A 19,015-nucleotide genomic window follows, 5' to 3' on the forward strand; every position below is an offset into this window, starting at 1 on the left:
GCGTCCGCCCGGGCGCTCCGGGCGGCACCTCCCGGAGCGCCCGGGCGGACGCGGCGCCCCCGCCTTCCCCCGCCGGCGCCGGGCGGGGCCGCCGCAGCCAGGGAGCCGGACGCGCACCGCCGGTCAGCTCCACCGCCCGCCGCGCAGGACCACTCCGCACCGCCCCGGCCAAGCGAACCGCCCGGCCGGGGCCGTCCGAGACAGCAGCGCCGCCGGCACCGCCCCGATGGGCGCGGAAGCCGCCCCGCAGTACCGCACCACCGCGCACCGAGCAGCCGGCCGACCAGCGCCACCTGACCGCCCGCACCGCCACCGGATCCACTGGGAGTCCCATGAGCACGCCGCCGTCCACCGAAGGCCCCGCCGCGGGTACACGCCGCTCCGCCCGCGCGGCGCGCACCGCGAAGGCCGCACCGACCGCGCAGGCCGCGCAGGCCGCACCGGCCGAGGTCCCCCCCGTCTCCTTCGACGAGATCAACGCGATCGCCGCCGGGCACCACCATGACCCGCACTCCGTCCTCGGCGCCCACCCCGCCGGCGGCGGGACGTACGCGGTGCGGGCGCTGCGCCCGCTCGCCGAGTCGGTGGCGGCCGTGCTGCCGGACGGCACGCGCGTCCAGCTGCAGCACCGGCACAACGGGGTGTTCGACGGCCTCGTTCCGGCCGGCCCCGGCGGCGGCGCGCCGGACTACCGGGTCGCGGTGCGCTACACCGGCGACGGTCCCGAGACCGTCGCCGACGACCCCTACCGGCACTCCCCCACCCTCGGCGAGATGGACCTGCACCTCATCGGCGAGGGCCGGCACGAGGAGCTGTGGCGCGCGCTCGGCGCCCACGTGCGCGGCGACGGCTCCGAGGCGGCCGGCACCTCCTTCGCGGTGTGGGCGCCGGGCGCCCGCGGCGTCCAGCTGGTCGGCGACACCAACCACTGGGACGGAACCGCCTACCCGATGCGCTCGCTCGGCTCCAGCGGCGTGTGGGAGCTGTTCGTCCCCGGCCTCGGCGCCGGAGCACGGTACAAGTACCGGGTGCACGGCCGCGACGGCGGCGTCCAGGACCACGCCGACCCGGTCGCCTTCGCCGCGCAGTGCCCGCCGGAGACCGCATCGGTGGTGGCCGACTCCGACTACCGGTGGGGCGACGACGCCTGGCTCGCCGAGCGCAAGGCCGGCGACTGGACGCGCCGCCCGATGAGCATCTACGAGGTGCACCTGCCGTCATGGCGGCCGGGGCTGGGCTACCGGGAGCTCGCCCACGAGCTGGTCGAGCACGTGCGCACGGCCGGATTCACCCACGTCGAGCTCCTGCCGGTCTCCGAGCACCCGTTCGGCGGCTCCTGGGGCTACCAGGTGACGTCCTACTTCGCGCCGACCTCCCGGCTGGGCAGCCCGGACGACTTCCGGTTCCTCGTCGACGAGCTGCACCGCGCCGGCATCGGCGTGCTGCTGGACTGGGTCCCGGCGCACTTCCCGCGGGACGCGTGGGGCCTGGCCCGGTTCGACGGGTCGCCGACCTACGAGCACGCCGACCCGCGCCGCGGCGAGCACCCCGACTGGGGCACGCTGATCTTCGACTACGGCCGCCGCGAGGTCCGCAACTTCCTCATCGCGAGCGCCCTGTACTGGCTGGAGGAGTTCCACATCGACGGGCTGCGGGTCGACGCGGTCGCCTCGATGATCTACCTCGACTACTCGCGCGACTCCGGCCAGTGGGCACCCAACCAGTACGGCGGCCGGGAGAACCTGGAGGCCATCGACCTGCTCAAGGAGCTCACCGCGACGGCCTACCGGCGCAACCCGGGTGTCACGCTGATCGCGGAGGAGTCCACGGCCTGGGAGGGCGTGACGCGGCCGACCGACGCCGGCGGGCTCGGCTTCGGCTTCAAGTGGAACATGGGCTGGATGCACGACACCCTCGAGTACCTCAAGCGGGACCCGGTGCACCGCAGCCACCACCACAACGAGGTCACGTTCTCGATGGTCTACGCCTACAGCGAGAACTACATCCTGCCGCTCTCCCACGATGAGGTGGTGCACGGCAAGGGGTCGCTGCTCTACCGGCAGCCGGGCGACGAGTGGCGGCGGTTCGCGGGCCTGCGCACCCTGTACGGCTACATGTGGGCCCACCCCGGCAAGCAGCTGCTGTTCATGGGCGGCGAGATCGGCCAGGGCGAGGAGTGGTCGCACGAGGACGGCGTGCAGTGGTGGCTGCTCGATCACGGCTACCACCGCGGCGTGCAGGCGCTGGTCCGTGAGCTCAACACGGTCTACAAGGCGCGGCCCGCCCTGTGGTCGCAGGACACGGTGCCGGAGGGGTTCTCCTGGATCGACGGCGGCGACGCCGACGGCAACACGCTGTCCTTCCTGCGCTACGGCGAGGACGGATCGGTGCTGGCGTGCGTGGTGAACTTCTCGGCGGTACCGCACGAGGGGCGCCGGATCGGGCTGCCGTCGGGCGGCCGGTGGCGCACCGTGCTCGACACCGACGCCGAGCGGTTCGGCGGCTCGGGATTCGCGGCCGGCCAGGATGGCGCCACCGCCGAGGAGGAGGGGTGGAACGGCAGGCCCTTTTCGGCCGTGCTCGACGTGCCGCCGCTCGCCGCGGTGTGGCTGGAGCCGGAGCCGGGCCCGGTGCCGCCCGTCCGGCGCGCCGCAGCCGCCGAGGCACCGGCGAAGAGCAGCGGAAAGGCGGCCGCCAAGGCCGCCCCGAAGAACCCCGCGAAGGCGGCGAAGGGCACCGCGAAGGGCGCGTCCGCGAGCACCGCCGGGAACACGGCGAAGCCTGCGGCCAAGGCCGCGGGCGGCGCCAAAGAGACCGCCCCCAAGGCCGCTGCGAAGCGGGCCGGCGCAGCGAAGGGCACCGGGAAGAGCCGCGCGAAGGCCGGCCCCGCCGCGAAGGAGGCCGCCGGGCCCACCGCCGGCGCAGCCGAGGACAGCGCTGCCCGGGGAGCCGGCGGCACGGACTGAGTCCCGCCCCGGCCACCGGGCGGCGCGGCCGGGGCAGCGGGCAGCACGGCAGGGGCGGCGCACAGCGCCGCCCCTGCCTTTCCTGTGCGCTCGCCGGCCTCACCCGGCCGTGCGCCGGCGGGCCGGGGAGGCCGCGACTGCCGCCGAACTCATGCCCGCCGATAGGGAGCCCGCGAGTCACTCGCTGCGTCCCATCCGTCACTTGCGCCCTGAACTACGGTTCTTTCCAGTGCTTTCGGAGCCCGATCCCGAATGTTCCCGAACGGCCATCCGGGCCCGGGCCGGCACGGGCGCTGCCCAGACAACGCAGACCGACGACAGAGACGGAGGCACCGTGGCGGGTGCAGCAGAGGAGACGGCGCCGGAACCGGGGGCCGGCGGCGCAGCAGGCGCGGCCGGCCGGGCGGGCCCGGTACAGGCAGGCGGCGCAGGGGGCCCGAGGGCCTCCGGGGGGCCGTCGCGGCGCCGGATCGACGCGCTCGACGTGGTCCGGGGGTTCGCCCTCTGCGGGATCCTGCTGGTCAACATCGGCCCGATCACCTGGATGGGCTACAACGTTCCGGCCGAGGAGCTCACCGGCGCCGCTGTGCCCGAACTGTGGCTGCACATGCTGGTGGACGGCCGGTTCTTCCCGATCTTCTCGTTCCTGTTCGGCGTCGGCTTCGCGATGTTCCTGGACTCGGCGGCCACCCGGCACGCACGGCCGCGGCTGCTCCTGGTGCGCCGGCTCGCCGCGCTGGCAGTGTTCGGCGGGGTGCACTACCTCGGCCAGCCCGGCGAAGCGCTGCTTCCCTACGCCGTCTTCGGCCTGCTGGTGCTGCTCCCGGCGAGCTACCTGCCGCGCGCCGTGGTGCTCGCGGGCGGCGTGGCCGGCTCGGCGGCCGCGCTGGCGCTGTTCGGCGGCGGGCTGGCGCTGACGCCGGGCGTCTTCCTGCTCGGCATGGCGGTGGCGCAGTACCGGGTGCCGCAGCGGCTGGACGGCGCGACCGGCTGGGTCGCGCTGGCGTTCGCCCTGTTCACCGCGGCGTCGGTGCCGGCTGCCCTGTGGCACTGGAGCGACGTGGAGAACACCGGGTTCAACACCTCCGGCGGCGTCGCCGGCCTGCTCATGGCCGGCGCCTACGTGACCGGGCTCTGCCTGCTGCTGCGCACCCCGCTCCGCGGCGCGCTTCAGGCGCTGTTCGCACCGCTCGGCCGGCTGGCCCTGACCAACTACCTGACCGCGACCGTGCTGGTACTGATCGCCGGCTGGGCGCTGGACTTCCAGTCGGCCGAGCAGTGGGGCGCGCTGTTCGCGGTGGCCGGCGGGGTACTGGCCGCGCAGTGGGTGTTCTCGGTGCTGTGGCTCCGCACCTTCCGCTACGGCCCGCTGGAATGGGTCTGGCGCTGCGTCACCTGGTGGGAGCTGGTGCCGCTCCGCCGCGGCGCCCAGTCCCCCGCCGCCCCGGCCGAACCGGCCCCCGCCCGGGTCCACTAGCGCACCCGCGCGGCCCTGCACCCGCGGGGCCGCGCGGCCGCGGGTGTGCCTCCGGGGCACCGCGGGCGCTGCGGCCTCCGCGCACGCAGGCCAGCCCTCCCCGCACCCACCGGGACCGGGGCGCCGCGGTCGCCGCCCGTGAGCGCGGGGCCGGCCCCTGCGCGGCGGTCCCCCCGGGGGCTGCAGGCGGCGCTCACCTCGCCGGAGCCGCCACCACCCGTGCCGAGCACGGCCGCCCTGCGAGCGCGCGGAGCTCGCAGGGCGGCACGGTGGTCCGGTGTGCGGGGCCGCCGGGTGCCCGCGGGCACGGCGGCGGGGCTGCGGGAGGAGCGCAGCGGGCGGCGGCGGTCAGTCGCGGCCCTTCTTGTACTCGGTGATGTCCATGGAGGCGGCGACCTCGTCGTAGACCTCGCCGAACGCGGGGTCGGCCGCCGGGACGTAGATGAGCACGTCGCTCTCCGGCAGGTACCACATGCGGACCTCGAAGGAGGCGTCCCCGTCGCAGGCCACGTTCCACACCCGGTGGTGGGACTTGAGGCCGTCGGCGTGTTCGGAGAGCCCGCCCTTGCCGACGGTGAAGGCGGCCTTCTTCGCGGCCTTGCCCTCGGCGCCGGGGGCGCGGCACTCGCCCTTCCCGTGCGTCCAGCCGTTCTCGCGGTCGAACGCGCCGCCCTTCTTCGGCCAGGAGGCGTCGTGGTGCTTGGCGGCGTCGGCGAACACCTGCACCGAGCCGAAGCCGCAGTCGTCGCCGTCGGCCGGCGTCAGGCAGAGCCGGTTGCCGCCGGTCGACGCCGCCCAGTCCTTGGGGACGTTGATCGTGATGCCGTGGAACTCGGTGGGCGAGTAGGAGGTGTCGCTCGCCGGCAGGACACCCGCGTAGGAGTTGTCCACCTCGGCGGCGGGCGCCTCGGGCTCCTCGTCCGCGCCGCAGGCCCCGGCGGACAGCAGCAGCACGGCCGCGGCGGCCGCCCGGCCCGTGCCCCGCGCCCAGCGCCCGGAGCGTCCGGTCTGGGGTGCCGGTGCTGGCATCAGTTCGCCTCCATCTGTACCTTCGAACGCCCCCGACGATAGCGGCACCGCGGACCATACCGGGCCGGCCCGTGCCGCCGCGCGGCGGGCGGTGCACCGGAGGCGGCGGCCCCGCGCGGCCGCACTCGCCTTTCCGCGGGGGCAGCGGAGCCGGCGCTCCACGCCCTAACCTGGCCCCATGGCCGACCTAGCGCAGCGCATCGAGGACCTGATCGAGCCCGTCGCCGGACTCCGCCGCCGGGGGTCCGGCCGCGTGATCCTGGAACTGGACCTGACGGCGGGCGTCGCCGACGAACCCCCGGGCTCACCAGTGGCCCACCTGCTGGCCCGGCGGCGGCAGCTCTTCACCGACGTGGTGGAAGGGCTGCGCCGAGGCGCCCGCGACCCCGGCGTCGCCGCGCTGCTGGCCAAGGTCGACGGCACCGCCCCCGGGTTCGGGCGCTCCCAGGAGATCCGGGACGCCGTTGCGGCGTTCCGGGCGGCCGGCAAGCCCGCCATCGCCTGGAGCGAGAGCATCGGCGACTTCGGCCCCGGCACCCCCGGCTACTACCTCGCCAGTGCCTTCTCCGAGATCGCGCTCGCGCCGACCGGAACGGTGGGACTGACCGGCCTGGCGTCCCGCGCCTACTTCCTGCGCGACGCGGCGGAGAAGCTCGGCCTGGAGCCGGAGGCGGCCGCCCGCTACGAGTACAAGACCGCGGTCAACATGTTCACCGAGCGCGGCTACACCGACGCCCACCGGGAGTCGGCCGAAGCCCTGCTGGACGCGCTGTGGACCCAGGTGCGCGCGGGGATCGCCGCCGACCGCGGCCTGACCGCCGAGCAGATCGACGCCCTCGCCGAGCGGGCGCCGCTGCTGGCCCGGGAAGCGCTGGACGGCGGTCTGGTCGACCGGCTCGCCTACCGCGACGAGGTCTATGCCGATCTGCGCGCCCGGGTCGGCGACAGCAGCGAGCCGCGGCTGCAGTACGTGTCCCGGTACAACCGCGCCAAGGCGGCGTCCGCCGCGCGGCCGGGGCCGGGCCGCCGCGACCGGATCGCGCTGATCTCGGCGCACGGGCCCATCCACGGCGGGCACAGCCGCCGCTCACCGCTGACCGGCACCGGCAGTACCGGGTCGGAGACGGTGGCGGGGGCGTTCCGCGCGGTACGCCGCGACTCTTCGGTGCGGGCCGTGGTATTCCGGGTCGACAGCCCGGGCGGGTCGCACTCGGCCTCCGACGCGATCCGCCGCGAGGTGGAGCTGACCGCGAAGTCGGGCACGCCCGTGGTGGTGTCCATGGGCGACGTGGCGGCCTCCGGCGGCTACTACGTCTCGATGGCGGCGGGCACCGTGGTCGCCCATCCGGCGACCATCACCGGCTCCATCGGGGTCTACATCGCGCGCACCTCCACCGGAGCGCTGCTGGACCGGATCGGGGTGGGTGTCGGCCGCATCGACAGCGCGCCCAACGCGGGCATGTTCGACGGCACCCGCACCTTCACCGAGTCGGAATGGGAGCGCATCGGGGCACTGCTGGACGCCGTCTACGCCGACTTCACCGGCAAGGTCGGCGCAGCGCGCGGCCTGTCCGACGACGAGGTGGATGCGCGGGCGCGCGGCCGGGTGTGGAGCGGCAGCGATGCGCTGCGGCTCGGCCTGATCGACCGGCTGGGCGGCCTGGAGACCGCGGTGCAGGCGGCCCGGGACGCCGCCGGCGCCGGCGCCCTGCCGTTGGAGCCGTTCCCGCGGCTCTCCCCGCTGGAGCGGCTGCGGCCGCCGGAGTCGAGCGACGACCGCTCCGCCGCACCGCAGGGCTTCGCCGAGCAGGCGCTGGACGTGCCGCGCGGCGCAGTGGCGGACCTGGCCGGCCGGCTCGGCATCGCAACGGAGGGCGTGCTCACCCTGCCCGGCGACTGGCGGGTGGGCTGATGGACGGCTTCTCCGACCCGGGGTTCCTGGGCGGTGCCGCCGGACCCGGGCCGTCCGGAACCGGGGACACCGTCGCCCCCGGCCCCTACACCGACGCGATGGCGCAGCTGGCCGCCGGGGTGGCGGTGCTGACGGTGCGCGAGGAGCGGGATGACATCGGCGGCACCGTCAGCGCGTTCACGTCGGTTTCCGCCGACCCGCCGACCGTGCTGGTCTCGCTGGATGCGGACGGCTACCTGAACGAGGTCGTCGGACGGCAGGGCGCGTTCGCGGTGAGTGTGCTCTCCGCGCAGCAGCGGGCGCTGGCCGGCCGCTTCTCCGCGGAGGGCCGGCCGAGCGCCCGCCTGCTGCTGGCCGAGGAGGCGCACCACCGCGGTGCAGCGACGGGTGCGCTGGTCCTGGACGGCGCGCTCGCGGCACTGGAGTGCCGGGTGGTCGGCCGCGCCGAAGTCGCCGACCACGCCGTGTACTACGCCGAGGTCACCGCACTGCCGGACGTGCACGGCAGCGCGGCCGGCGGGGCATCCGGCGGCACCGGCTCCGGCCCCCTCGTCCGGTTCGGCCGCCGGTACCGCACCCTGGGGTAGGTGAAACTCTCTAGAGAGGTCTCACAACGCACACCCGGCCGGGACCCCGTTGTGCTGGCGGCGCCAGTTCACAGCGGCGCCCGGCCGGTCTGCAATGGATGGCATGGACGGCTTCTATACGGCTCTCGGAATCCTCGTAGCAGGGCTGATCCTCGCGCTGATCCTCTGAGTCCGCCTGGCGCCTCCGGGTCGGGGGGCTGCCCCCGGCGCGCCCGCTTGCCTCCCAAGGGGCGCGCCGGAAGGCAGAACCCCGGTGTCGGTCCAGGCCGGCCTCGGTGAGCCAGTCGGCGGTGGCGGGCTCGCTGGCTCTGATGCTGCCGCTGGGCCTGATCTCGGCGTTCTCCCCGGAAGGGCGCGGCGGCGACGTGTGGGGCGTGTGGTTCAGCGTGACCCTGATGTTCTGGGGGCTCGCGCTGCCGATGACAGCCGCGCCGACGGCGGCGACCGCGGCGGCACCGCCGGCGCCGCCGCGGCGCACGTCATGCCGCCAGAGTCCGTTCACACCAGGTACGTAGCACGGCGCGGCGGTGGGGTTCACTCCTCGGCCGGAGAGAATCCTGGGACCGGCAGCGCGCACCCCGACGGCATGGACGGTTCCGGCGCATCAGTCCAGGCCGGCCTCGGTGAGCCAGTCGGCGGCGACGGACTCGGCGTTCTCGTGGTCGACGCTGACCCGCTCGTTGAGGGTGAGCAGGTCCTCGGTGGTGAGTTCGGCGGACACGGCGTTGAGGGCGGAGCGGGCCTCGTCGTCGACGGCCGCGTCGTTGATGAGCGGCACGACGTTCTGGGCGCCGAAGACGTTCTCCGGGTCCTCCAGGGGCACGAAGCCCTCGACCGCGATGGAGGGGTCGGTGGTGAAGAGGTTGGCGGCCTGGATGTCGCCGTCCTTGAGCGCCTGCGGCAGCACCGCGGGGTCCAGCGAGGTGAAGGTGCCGAACTCCACGCCGTAGGTCTTCTCGACGCCGGGCAGGCCCTGCGGGCGCGTCTCGAACTCGGCCGGCCCGCCGACCGCCATGTCGCCCGCGACCGGTTCCAGGTCGCCGATGGCGGACAGGTCCTCCTTCTCCGCGGTCTCCTCGGTGACCGTGATGGAGTCCTTGTTCTCGGCTTCGGCGGAGTCGAGCACGCTCAGCCCTTCGGGCAGCGCCTCCTGCACCCGCTCGTCGGTCTCCTCGGTGGTGCCGGCCGGAGCCTCGGGGTCGAGGTAGAGCAGGATGCCGCCGTTGTACTCCGGCATGACGGACAGGTTCCCCTGCTCGATCTGGTCGTAGTAGACCTCGCGGCTGCCGATGTTGAGCTTCTTCTCCACCGTCTGGCCGGCGCCTTCGAGGGCCTGGGCGTAGATCTCGGCGAGCAGCGCCGACTCGGGGAAGTTCGCGGAGCCGACGACGAGGCCGGAGCCGCCGTCACCGCCGCCCCCGTCGGCGTAGGGGTCGGAGGCGCCGCAGGCGCCCGCGGCGAGCAGCAGCGGGAGCCCTGCGGCCGCGGCGGCGATCCGGGTTCGGACGGGCATGGCACACCTTCTTCGATCGTGCGGCATGGGTGGATCTGCGGAGTCAGCGGCGGTCGGTGGCGGTGCGGCGCGGCGCCCGCGCGGGGGCGCCCGGCCGCGGTCAGGAGCGGGCGGCCAGGGCCTTCTCCCGCAGCCCGCGCGGCACGGCGACGCGGTAGGCGGCGGTGAACACCAGCAGGACGAGCAGCGCGAGCAGCACCACGAGCAGGGATCCGCCGGCGACCATGCCGAACTCCTGCTGGCTCTGCCCGTCGAAGATGAACTTGCCGAGCCCGCCGGCCCCCGCGTAGGCGGCGATGGTCGCGGTGGCCACCACCTGCACCGAAGCCGTGCGCAGCCCGAGCAGCACCATCGGCGCCGCCACCGGCAGTTCGAGCCGGAACAGGACGCCTGCGGCGCGCATCCCCATGCCGGTCGCGGCGTCGGTCAGCTCCGGCTCGACTGCGCGCACGCCCTCGTGGGTGTTGATCAGGATCGGCGGGATCGCGAGCACCACCAGCGCCACCTGCACCGGGACCATGCCGATCCCCATCAGCAGCACGACGAGCAGCATCACGCCGATGGTGGGCAGCGCCCGGCCGATGTTGGCGACGGTGACCGCCGCGAAGCCGCCGCGGCCGGTGTGCCCGGTGAGCAGCCCGACGGGTACCGCGATGGCGGTGGCCACCAGCATGGCGACGGCGGAGTAGAGCACGTGCTCGCCGAAGCGCGCGGGGATACCGGACGGCCCCTGCCAGTTGGCGGGGTCGGACAGCCAGACCGTGACGAGATCGCCGACGTTCACCGGCGGGCCTCCCTTCGCGTGCCGCGTGCCCACGGCGTCAGCATCCGCTGCAGCGCCACCAGCAGACCGTCGATGGCCAGTGCCAGTGCCACGGTGAGCACCACGCCGACGATGATCGGGGTCGGGAAGCGGACGTTGAAGCCGTCCTGCAGGATGAGCCCGCCCAGCCCGCCCAGGCCGACCAGGGAGGCGACGCTGACCATGCTGATGGTGGCGACCGCGGCCACCCGCAGGCCGGCGATGACGGCCGGCACGGCGACCGGCAGCTCGACCGCCACCAGCCGCCGCAGCGGCGAGAAGCCCATGGCGATCGCGGCCTGGCGCACGTGCTCGGGCACCTGCCGCAGCCCGTCGGCGACGTTGGGCACCAGGATCGCGAGCGTGTAGGCGGCCAGCGGGACCACCGCGGTCCAGATGCTGAGCCCGGTGTAGGGCAGCATCAGGAAGAACAGCGCGATCGAGGGCAGCGCGTAGAGGATGTTGACGAAGCCGAGCAGCGGCGGGTAGGCGGTGCGCCAGCGGGCGCCGGCGATACCGATCGGCAGGGCCGCGGCGAGGCCGATGAGCACCGGCAGCAGGGACAGCTGGAGGTGCTCCACGAGAGCGCTCAGAATGCGGCCGTCGAGGTTGGCGGCGATCCAGTCCCAGCGGATCAGCGGCCCCTCACCCACGGCCGCCCTCCGCTCCGGTTCCGCCCGCTCCCCCGTCGTCCGCGGCGGTGCTGCCGGGCTCGGCGTCGCCGACCGACCAGATGGCCGAGCCGAGCTCGCTCTGCGCCACGACGCCGACCACCGCGCCGTCCTCGTCGACGCCCACGGCGCGCCCGGCCGGGGAGAGCACCGCGGCGTCCAGCGCGGCCCGCAGCGAGTCGGTGCCGACGTGGAAGATGTGGCCGAACGGCGCCAGCGGCACCTCCTCGACCGGCGTGGCCCCGTCGGCGCCGGCCAGCGCGTCCTCGGCGAGCCAGCCGAGCGGGCGGCGGCCGGAGTCGGCGACCAGCAGCCACGGCTCGCCGCGGTCGCGCGCGGTGCGCAGCGCGTCCCGCGCCGCGGTGCCGGCCGCGACGACCGGGTCGTCGCGCAGCCGGAGCCGGGACGCCGGGAAGAAGGAGAGCCGCCGCACGCCGCGGTCGTAGCCGATGAACCGCTCGACGAACGCGTCGGCCGGCTCGGCGAGCAGCCGTTCCGGAGGCGCGTACTGGGCCAGGACGCCGCCGGGGCGGAAGACCGCGAGGCCGTCACCGAGCCGCACCGCCTCGTCGATGTCGTGGGTGACGAAGAGGACGGTCTTGCGCAGCTCGCTCTGCAGCCGGAGCAGCTCGTCCTGCAGGCCGGTGCGGACGACCGGGTCGACCGCGCTGAACGGCTCGTCCATCAGCAGGATCGGCGGGTCGGCGGCGAGCGCGCGGGCCACGCCGACGCGCTGCTGCTGGCCGCCGGAGAGCTGGTGCGGGTAGCGCCGGCCCTGGCTGGGCTCCAGGCCGACCAGTTCGAGCAGCTCGCCGGCGCGGGAGCGGGCCCTGCGCCGGCCCCAGCCCAGCAGCAGCGGCACCGTGGCGACGTTGTCCAGCACCGTCCGGTGCGGGAAGAGCCCGGCCTGCTGGATCACGTAGCCGATGGAGCGGCGCAGCTCTGCGGGGTCGCGGCTGCGCACGTCCTCGCCGTCGATGGCGACCGTGCCGGCGCTGGGCTCGACCATCCGGTTGACCATGCGCAGCGCGGTGGTCTTACCGCTGCCGGAGGAGCCCACGAGCACCGTGGTGGCGCCGGTCGGGACCTCCAGGTCGAGGGAGTCGACGGCGACGGTGCCGTCGGGGTAGCGCTTCGCGGCGCCCTGGAAGGTGATCATGGGTGGCGGTGCCTCGCATCTCCGGCGTTCGGCGGCCCTCAGGATCGCTTGCTGCGCTCCCGCGTCCAGGGGACGAGCTCCGTCAGGGAATCCACGACGATATCGGCCTGCTTCGCGTCCGGCCGGTCGGCATGCAGGTAACCGAGCATTCCGCGGCGGACCAGTGCGGTGCGCATGCCGGCCGCGCGGGCCGGGAGGACATCGTTGTCGACGCGGTCGCCGACGTAGAGGATCTCCGCGGGCGCGGCGCCGGCAGCATCAGCGACCCGGGTGAAGAAGGCCGGGTCGGGCTTTTCCACCCCCCAGTCGGCCGAGACGTACACGGCGTCGGCCGGCAGTTCCATGGCCTCCAGCGCCGGACGTGCCTGCGCCGGCTGGTTGCCCGCGATGACGACGCCCACGCCGAGGCCGCGGAGCCCGCCGAGGGCCGCGCGCACGTCGGGGTAGAGGTCATCGGCGTCGAACCCGTCGGCGAGGGTGTCCGGATCCGCCGCCTTCCATGCCGCGACCTCTGCCTCCAGATCGAAGCCGGGCCGGATCAGCCGGAACGCGTCGGTGAGCGGGCGCCCCTGCGCGAGCACCCCGCCCATCAGCCCGAACAGCGCAAGCCGCGGCACGCCGAACCAGTCGGCCCACCGGGAGAAGATGCGCGTCTCGTCGATGAGCGTCTCGCCGACGTCGAACACCACACTGCGAATCGTCACGAAAAGGACGCTAACACGGCCACCCGACACAACCGAGGCCATTGCCCGTGCGGACCTGCGCACACGCGCGCGCAACCGCCATCGGGCGGCTGGGGAAACGGCGCGGGCGCCGGCCTGGCCCGCCGCCGGCTGCGGGCGCCCCGGCTGCCGCCCGGCCTACTCTGCGGGGATACCGACCGGCGGAGCAGCGGACGCGTCGGACGCCGGGACTGCGCGGGACGGCGGGCGGAGCACCGCGAACTCGTCGGTGACTTCGAGGTGGGCGACGCGGAACCGGAAGAGCGCGGCGGGGCGTCCGCCGGAGCGGCCGGAGGGGACGGAGCGGCCGGTCTCCTCGATCTGGCCGCGGCGGAGCAGCACGCGGCGGAGGTTGGTGGCGGCGACGTCGTGGCCGAGGGCGGCCCGGTAGAGCCGGGAGAGCTCCGACATGGTGAACTCCGGCGGCGCCAGCGCGAAGCCGATGTTGGTGTAGGAGAGTTTGGACCGCAGCCGGCGGCGCCCCGAGTGCACGATCGAGGAGTGGTCGAACGCCATCGGCGGCAGCTCGGCCGCCGGGTGCCAGGCGGTGTCGGCCGGGATGACCGGCTCGATGTGGGCCGGCACGACTCCCAGCGAGGCGGTGGCCAGGGTCCGCGGGCCGGGCGAGCGGTCCGGGGCTCCGCGGGTCTCCAGCTGCTCGATATGGGCGAGGTCGCACACGTCGACCTTCTGCGCGAGCTGGCGGCGGATCGACGCGCCGAGCCCCTCGTCTGCGCCGAGGCGGCCGCCGGGCAGTGCCCAGTCCCCCGCGAACGGCGGCTGGGCCCGGCGCCAGAGCAGCACGCTGAGCTGATCGCCGCGGATCTGGAAGACGGCAGCCAGCACCTCGTGCGCCGCCGTTCCCTCCCGGTCTGCTTCCGCCCCTGCGCCCGCTGTCTCCATCACCCCCCATGTTAGGCTCTGTTGAATTTTCGTCTTGCAGTCAAAAACTGGCCCCCCGGCGAAGGGATCGAGACCATGACCACTGCGACCGCGACGGCGGCGGACGAAGTGCGGCGGCTCGCCGACGAGCGCGGCGCCGTGATCCTCGCGCACAACTACCAGCGCCCCGAGATCCAGGACGCCGCCCACCACACCGGGGACTCCCTCGCCCTCTCCCGGCTCGCCGCCGAGGTGGACGCCGAGACCATCGTCTTCTGCGGTGTGCACTTCATGGCCGAGACCGCCAAGATCCTCGCGCCGGAGAAGACCGTCCTGCTGCCGGAGCCCAAGGCCGGCTGCTCGCTGGCCGACACGATCACCGCCGAGGACGTCCGCGCGTGGCGGGCCGAGCACCCCGGCGCCGTCGTCGTCGCCTACGTCAACACCACAGCGGCGGTGAAGGCCGAGACCGACATCTGCTGCACGTCCTCCAACGCCGCCGACGTCATCCGGTCGCTCCCCCGGGACCGCGAGATCCTCTTCCTGCCTGACCAGTTCCTCGGCGCGCACGTCAAGCGGGTCACCGGGCGCGACGACATCCACGTGTGGATGGGCGAGTGCCACGTGCACGCCGGCATCGACGGCGCAGCACTGCGCGAGCGCGCCGCCGCCGATCCCGAGGCCGAGCTGTACGTGCACCCCGAGTGCGGCTGCGCCACGTCGGCCCTCTACCTCGTGGGCGAGGGCGCGGTGCCGCCCGAGCGGGTGAAGATCCTGTCCACCGGCGGCATGCTCGCCGCCGCGGAGCAGACCTCCGCCGGCAAGGTCCTCATCGCGACTGAGACCGGCATGCTGCACCAGCTGCGCGTAGCCAACCCGACCACCGCGTTCGAGCCGGTCAACCCGCGGGCCGAGTGCCACTACATGAAGATGATCACGATGGACCACCTGCTGCACAGCCTGCGCACCGGCTTCGGCGAGGTGACGGTCGACGCGGAGACCTCCGAGCGGGCCCGCGCCTCGGTCGAGCGGATGATCGCGATCGGCGCGCCCTCCCGCGGCGGCGAGTAGCGCACCCCGGCATCCGGCTCGCGCAGCGGACCTGCGCGGGCCGTTTCCCGCGCGGGCGGCCGGCCGCGCCGATGCCGCCCGCGCGGTGTCCGCGCCCCCGGGCGGACCCGCCGCCGCGGCCGGGAACCCGCCTCCGACGTCGGCATCTGGGTCCAACCGGTAACAAATAGCTCACTGTCCGGACACACCTTGCCCACTCCCCCAACGCCCCTCAGCGGCCGCCGTTAGCGTCGTCCGCAACCGGGGACTTCGGGGCCACCGCCGGCACGGCCCACCGGGCACGGCGCCGCTTTAGCAGCCGGGACCGCCGCTGCTGCTGCGCCGGTGCGGGCGGCTCCGTCCGCCCGCGCGCGAACACCGGGAGGACCGCCAGGGAGGTCGCGTGGCCGCACAGCCGGACCAGCAGCACCCCGGGCGCCACCGCGCCCGCACCGGCGCAGCCCGCGCCGCCGATCCGCACGGCGGCGGCGCTGAACGCTGCTACGACGCCTTCGCCCCCGAGCTCTACGCCTACGCGTGGACCCTCCTCGGCCCCGGCGGCGGCCCCGCCGATGCTGTCCGCACCGCACTGCTCGCCGCCGCCCGCCTCTCCGATGCGCTCACCGAGCCCGATGCGCTGCGGCCCTGGCTGTTTGCGCTGGTCCGCACCGCCTGCCGGCAGGCGGGCTTCGCCGCGGAGAGCCCCTACTCCGCCCTGCCCACCGCGCCCGCAGAGCGCGCGGCGGCCACCCTGCTCGCCGAACTTCCGCCGAGTTCGCGGGAGCTGCTGGAACTCTCCCTGCGGCACGGCCTCAGCGCCGCGAGCATCGGCCGCGTGCTCGGCTTCGACGCCGAAACCGCCTCCGGCCTCGTCCGGGCGGCCGAACTGCGCGCCGCCGACCTGATGAAGGAGCACGGCAGCGCCGACCTGTCCGAAACAGGTGCCGCGGGCGCTGACGCGGAGGGCACCGGGGAGCAGCACCGCGGGCTCGGCGCTGCGCCAACCGCTGCGCCTCCGGACCCGGCAGAGCAGCCCGAGGGGCCGAACCCCCCGCCGGAGCGGGGGCCGCTCAGCGGCCCCGCCGCCGTCCTCGCCCGGATCGCCCCGCCCGGCCCGCCGGCCGGGCTGCGGGAGCGCACCGTCGCCGCCTGCGGTTCCGCTGCAGCGGCCGCCGAGCGCGCCCAGGCGGCCGCGCAGATGCGCCCGCTCGGCGACGACGGCTTTCCGCTGCACCGCGGCCGGGCCGCGGCGCAGCGGCGCACCGCAGCGCACCCGCAGTCCTCCGCGCCGCACACCGCACCCGGGCTGTCCGGTCGGTTTCTGGACGGCGACCGCGTCACCACCGGTGACGTCACCGCCGCACCCCGCGCCGAGCAGCGCGTCCTCCTCGGCGGCCTGGTACGCCGCGGCCCGAACCGCTCCGGGCCCGGAGCGGACCGCGCCGGCCGGCGCACGCTGCCGTGGGCCGCCGTCTCCGGCCTTGCCACCGTGGCCGCAGCACTCGCGCTGTCGATGGCGGCGGTGCTGAACGGCGGCGTCGGCAGGGTGACGGACTCCGCGCCGCCGCCGTCCGAATACGGCGCCCCGGCGGCCGATGACCGCACGGTCGCCCGCGCTCCGTCAACGGAGCCGGGGGGCGCCTCTCCCGGCGTACAGGGCGCGCCGTCGCCGTCGGCCGACTCGCAGAGCCCTCCTCCGTCGGCGCAGCCCGAGTCCGGACCGGAATCCGGAGCGGCCGCCCCTCCCGGCGCCCCCACCGGTGCACCGCAGGATCCGGACATCCCGCCCGCTGAGCCGCCGGCCGAACCGCCCGCCGAAGACCCGCCCGCGGCCCCGCCCGAAGGGGACGAACCGCCGGAGGCCGGCGACCCCGAGCAGCCCCGCGGCCCGGTCACCCGCCTGCTGGAAGACCTCGTGGGCCTCATCGCGCCCTAGGGCGCCGGCCGTGCGACGGGTGCACCGCCGACACCGCTCGCGACGAACGCCACCCGCCCAATACGCCCTGGGGCGGTGCTGGGCGGACCGCTGTCCTGCTGTGCGACACGCCGCGGTTCCGCCGAGCCGGGCAGTCCGCGCAGCCCGCACCATCGGGCGGCCGGTTCCGCGGGCCCGGACCGGGCGGGGCCGCCGCGCGGACCACGGCAGCGCGCCAGCGCTACCCGGGGAAGAGCCGCCGCGCGACAGCGCTCAGGCGGGTGGGGACGTCGTCGACGTCGCGCTCGCTGCGCAGCACGGCGAGGAGTTCGAAGACCCAGGCCGAGGCGAGCGCCCCGACCAGCAGATAGGGCTCCGATGCGCGGTCGGGTTGGGCGTCCGGATCGCTCTCGGCGCCCTCGGCCACCCGCCACAGCAGGTCGGTGATCCGGCGGCCGATCTCCGTGGTGATCTCGGCCATGATCAGTGAGCGGACGAGCGCGTCGGCCAGTTCGGGCTCGCGCAGCAGGGCGCGGGTGGCGCGCTGGAGGACGTCGACCAGCCGGGCGGCGATGGTGTCGGCCGCCGGCGGGCGGCGGCTGATGCTGGCTTCGAGGAGGTCGAGCTCTTCGGTGACCACGGCCACCACGAGGTCCATCTTCGACGGGAAGTACCGGTACAGGGTGCCCAGGGCGACCCCGGCACGCTCGGCGACCGTGCGCATCTGCATCGCTTCGACGCCGCCGCGCAGGGCCAGCGCCGCCGCTGTCTGCACGATGCGCTTGCGGCGCTGGTTCTGGCTTCGCGACCGCACCCCTACCGGCGCCTGGACCGCCACGATCGGTCTCCCCTCCTCATGGGCCGAGGGCCCGCACCCCACGGTTGCGTCCGCAAGAACACGTTATCCAAGGATCGCTTACCGGATCCGCCGCGGACAACTGTGGAGAAGACCTCATCGGGCCGGTTTTCGGTGCCGCGATAGAATCTGTTCTCGTTTTGCTCCGGCCGAATCAGATTCCCACACTGAGTACGAAATACACCACGCTTTGCATCCGCATGAATACAGATTGTAATCCGACCGTGCATCCCGGCGCCGCGGAATCAGCGAACACCCCCCGCCGCCGCCCGCGCACCCGCAGGCCCCGCCCCGCCCGCAGGGCGCCGGACACCGGCTCCGTACAGTAGAACGCGATTCGGTCGACCGGGCGGGCCGTCCCGGGCCCGATGTGCACCGGCACGGCCCCGCGGCGCGACCCCACTCCTGATAGGAACGGCCGCCAATGCGCACACCCCCGCCGGTGGAGAACGTGGGCAGCGGGATCTGGAGCATCCCGGTCCCCATCCCGAACAACCCCCTCGGCTACACGCTCGTCTACGCACTGGAGACCCCGAACGGGCCAGTCCTGGTCGACGCCGGCTGGGAGCACGAGGACTCCTGGGCCGCCCTCACCTCCGGCCTGGCCGGAATCGGCATGGACGTCGCCGACGTGCACGGCGTCGCCGTCACCCACTTCCACCCCGACCATGCGGGGCTGGCCGGCCGGGTCCGGGACGCCTCCGGGGCGTTCATCGCCATGCACCGGGCCGACATCGCGGTGCTCGACCGGATCGCCTCCGGCGCCGCGACCGACGCCGAGGCCGAGCGGGCCCGCCTGCACCGGGCCGGCGCCTCGGCCGCCGAAGCCGCCGAGATCGCCGGGCTCGACGTCCGCCGCGACCCGCCGGCCCGGCCGGACACCGCGCTGGAGGACGGCGAGCTCATCGACGTCCCCGGCCGCAAGCTCCGCACCGTGTGGACACCCGGCCACTCCCCCGGCCACATCTGCCTGCACCTGGAAGACGCCGACCACCTCTTCACCGGCGACCACCTGCTGCCGACGATCACGCCGCACATCGGACTGCACCCGTTCGCCGAACCGGCGCCGGCGGAGCAGGGGCCCAGCGCGGACGGCCCGGCCGCGGCGGGCGGCGGCGACCCCCTCGGCACGTTCCTCGACTCGCTGGACACGGCCGCCGAGATCGGCGCCGCGCACGCGCTGCCCGCCCACGAGCACCGGTTCGACGGCATCGCCGGCCGCGCCGCCGCCATCACCGCCCACCACGAGGAGAAACTCGGCGAACTGGCCGCGCTGCTCGCCGAAGGACCGCACACGCTGTGGGAACTCGCCGCGGCGCTGCCCTGGAAGAAGGCGTGGAGCGCGATGCACACCTTCTCCCGGCGGATGGCGGCTGCGGAGACCGCGGCGCACCTCCGTACCCTGGAGCGGCGCGGCCGGGCCGCCGTCGCGCCGGGACGGGGCGGAGTCCAGCTCTGGAGCGCACGCCACTAA

At 75.0% G+C, this 19,015-nt stretch carries 16 protein-coding genes; 8 read left to right on the forward strand and 8 right to left on the reverse strand.

Annotation, left to right across the window (positions count from 1 at the left end):
- Positions 1–332: 332 nt before the first annotated feature.
- Both glgB and ACYVGT_RS26020 read left to right on the forward strand, forming a co-directional pair.
- Positions 333–2,966 (forward strand): 1,4-alpha-glucan branching protein GlgB, encoded by a 2,634-nt coding sequence (glgB, locus tag ACYVGT_RS26015; protein WP_460863047.1) that lies wholly within the window; start codon positions 333–335, stop codon positions 2,964–2,966.
- A gap of 334 nt (positions 2,967–3,300) precedes the next feature.
- Positions 3,301–4,443 (forward strand): DUF418 domain-containing protein, encoded by a 1,143-nt coding sequence (locus tag ACYVGT_RS26020; RefSeq protein WP_460863048.1) that lies wholly within the window; start codon positions 3,301–3,303, stop codon positions 4,441–4,443.
- Positions 4,444–4,791: 348 nt separating this feature from the next.
- Here the strand turns inward: ACYVGT_RS26020 and ACYVGT_RS26025 are convergent, their stop codons facing one another.
- Positions 4,792–5,472: a hypothetical protein gene (locus tag ACYVGT_RS26025; protein WP_460863049.1), complete on the reverse strand. Its 681-nt coding sequence runs from the start codon at positions 5,470–5,472 to the stop codon at positions 4,792–4,794.
- A gap of 178 nt (positions 5,473–5,650) precedes the next feature.
- On the opposite strand from ACYVGT_RS26025, the gene ACYVGT_RS26030 reads away from it, so the two are divergent.
- From ACYVGT_RS26030 to ACYVGT_RS26040, 3 genes are all read left to right on the forward strand, one after another.
- Positions 5,651–7,384, forward strand: coding sequence for a S49 family peptidase (locus ACYVGT_RS26030; protein WP_460863050.1), 1,734 nt, complete (start codon positions 5,651–5,653; stop codon positions 7,382–7,384).
- Between the two features lie 98 nt (positions 7,385–7,482).
- Positions 7,483–7,971, forward strand: a complete 489-nt coding sequence (locus ACYVGT_RS26035) for a flavin reductase family protein (protein ID WP_460863066.1) — start codon at positions 7,483–7,485, stop codon at positions 7,969–7,971.
- Positions 7,972–8,246: 275 nt separating this feature from the next.
- Complete coding sequence (locus tag ACYVGT_RS26040; protein ID WP_460863051.1) at positions 8,247–8,486, forward strand: hypothetical protein; 240 nt, start codon at positions 8,247–8,249, stop codon at positions 8,484–8,486.
- 89 nt (positions 8,487–8,575) lie between these two features.
- Here ACYVGT_RS26040 and ACYVGT_RS26045 read toward each other — a convergent pair whose 3' ends face one another.
- From ACYVGT_RS26045 to ACYVGT_RS26070, 6 genes are all read right to left on the reverse strand, one after another.
- On the reverse strand, positions 8,576–9,484 hold the full coding sequence (locus tag ACYVGT_RS26045; protein WP_460863052.1) for an ABC transporter substrate-binding protein: 909 nt from the start codon (positions 9,482–9,484) through the stop codon (positions 8,576–8,578).
- Positions 9,485–9,584: 100 nt separating this feature from the next.
- Entirely contained in the window at positions 9,585–10,268 is a 684-nt protein-coding gene (locus ACYVGT_RS26050; protein WP_460863053.1) for an ABC transporter permease, read from the reverse strand.
- Complete coding sequence (locus tag ACYVGT_RS26055; RefSeq protein WP_460863054.1) at positions 10,265–10,939, reverse strand: ABC transporter permease; 675 nt, start codon at positions 10,937–10,939, stop codon at positions 10,265–10,267. The genes ACYVGT_RS26050 and ACYVGT_RS26055 overlap by 4 nt, the downstream gene beginning before the upstream one ends.
- Complete coding sequence (locus tag ACYVGT_RS26060; RefSeq protein ID WP_460863055.1) at positions 10,932–12,116, reverse strand: ABC transporter ATP-binding protein; 1,185 nt, start codon at positions 12,114–12,116, stop codon at positions 10,932–10,934. Before ACYVGT_RS26060 ends, ACYVGT_RS26055 begins: the two co-directional genes overlap by 8 nt.
- Positions 12,117–12,154: 38 nt before the next feature.
- The gene (locus ACYVGT_RS26065; protein ID WP_460863067.1) at positions 12,155–12,814 is read right to left on the reverse strand and encodes an HAD family hydrolase; all 660 of its coding nucleotides are present in this window, start codon (positions 12,812–12,814) and stop codon (positions 12,155–12,157) included.
- Between the two features lie 162 nt (positions 12,815–12,976).
- Positions 12,977–13,741: an NUDIX hydrolase gene (locus ACYVGT_RS26070; protein WP_460863056.1), complete on the reverse strand. Its 765-nt coding sequence runs from the start codon at positions 13,739–13,741 to the stop codon at positions 12,977–12,979.
- A 75-nt stretch (positions 13,742–13,816) separates the two neighbouring features.
- Here ACYVGT_RS26070 and nadA point away from each other — a divergent pair, with 75 nt between their 5' ends.
- Both nadA and ACYVGT_RS26080 read left to right on the forward strand, forming a co-directional pair.
- Positions 13,817–14,791 carry a quinolinate synthase NadA gene (gene nadA / locus ACYVGT_RS26075; RefSeq protein WP_460863057.1) on the forward strand — a complete coding sequence of 325 codons (975 nt, stop codon included), beginning with the start codon at positions 13,817–13,819 and terminating at the stop codon, positions 14,789–14,791.
- Between the two features lie 382 nt (positions 14,792–15,173).
- Positions 15,174–16,706: an RNA polymerase sigma factor gene (locus ACYVGT_RS26080; protein ID WP_460863058.1), complete on the forward strand. Its 1,533-nt coding sequence runs from the start codon at positions 15,174–15,176 to the stop codon at positions 16,704–16,706.
- Positions 16,707–16,926: 220 nt separating this feature from the next.
- Here the strand turns inward: ACYVGT_RS26080 and ACYVGT_RS26085 are convergent, their stop codons facing one another.
- On the reverse strand, positions 16,927–17,523 hold the full coding sequence (locus ACYVGT_RS26085) for a TetR family transcriptional regulator (protein ID WP_460863059.1): 597 nt from the start codon (positions 17,521–17,523) through the stop codon (positions 16,927–16,929).
- A 442-nt stretch (positions 17,524–17,965) separates the two neighbouring features.
- Here ACYVGT_RS26085 and ACYVGT_RS26090 point away from each other — a divergent pair, with 442 nt between their 5' ends.
- Positions 17,966–19,015 carry an MBL fold metallo-hydrolase gene (locus ACYVGT_RS26090; RefSeq protein WP_460863060.1) on the forward strand — a complete coding sequence of 350 codons (1,050 nt, stop codon included), beginning with the start codon at positions 17,966–17,968 and terminating at the stop codon, positions 19,013–19,015.

The sequence above is a fragment of the Nocardiopsis coralliicola genome, from assembly GCF_054779695.1.

Bases quoted from the DNA above. Each gene is read 5' to 3' on its own strand.
- ACYVGT_RS26045 (WP_460863052.1), bottom strand. From the start codon at position 9,484: ATGCCCGTCCGAACCCGGATCGCCGCCGCGGCCGCAGGGCTCCCGCTG.
- ACYVGT_RS26025 (WP_460863049.1), bottom strand. From the start codon at position 5,472: ATGCCAGCACCGGCACCCCAGACCGGACGCTCCGGGCGCTGGGCGCGG.
- ACYVGT_RS26070 (WP_460863056.1), bottom strand. From the start codon at position 13,741: ATGGAGACAGCGGGCGCAGGGGCGGAAGCAGACCGGGAGGGAACGGCG.
- nadA (WP_460863057.1), top strand. From the start codon at position 13,817: ATGACCACTGCGACCGCGACGGCGGCGGACGAAGTGCGGCGGCTCGCC.
- ACYVGT_RS26060 (WP_460863055.1), bottom strand. From the start codon at position 12,116: ATGATCACCTTCCAGGGCGCCGCGAAGCGCTACCCCGACGGCACCGTC.
- ACYVGT_RS26035 (WP_460863066.1), top strand. From the start codon at position 7,483: ATGGCGCAGCTGGCCGCCGGGGTGGCGGTGCTGACGGTGCGCGAGGAG.
- ACYVGT_RS26030 (WP_460863050.1), top strand. From the start codon at position 5,651: ATGGCCGACCTAGCGCAGCGCATCGAGGACCTGATCGAGCCCGTCGCC.
- ACYVGT_RS26090 (WP_460863060.1), top strand. From the start codon at position 17,966: ATGCGCACACCCCCGCCGGTGGAGAACGTGGGCAGCGGGATCTGGAGC.
- glgB (WP_460863047.1), top strand. From the start codon at position 333: ATGAGCACGCCGCCGTCCACCGAAGGCCCCGCCGCGGGTACACGCCGC.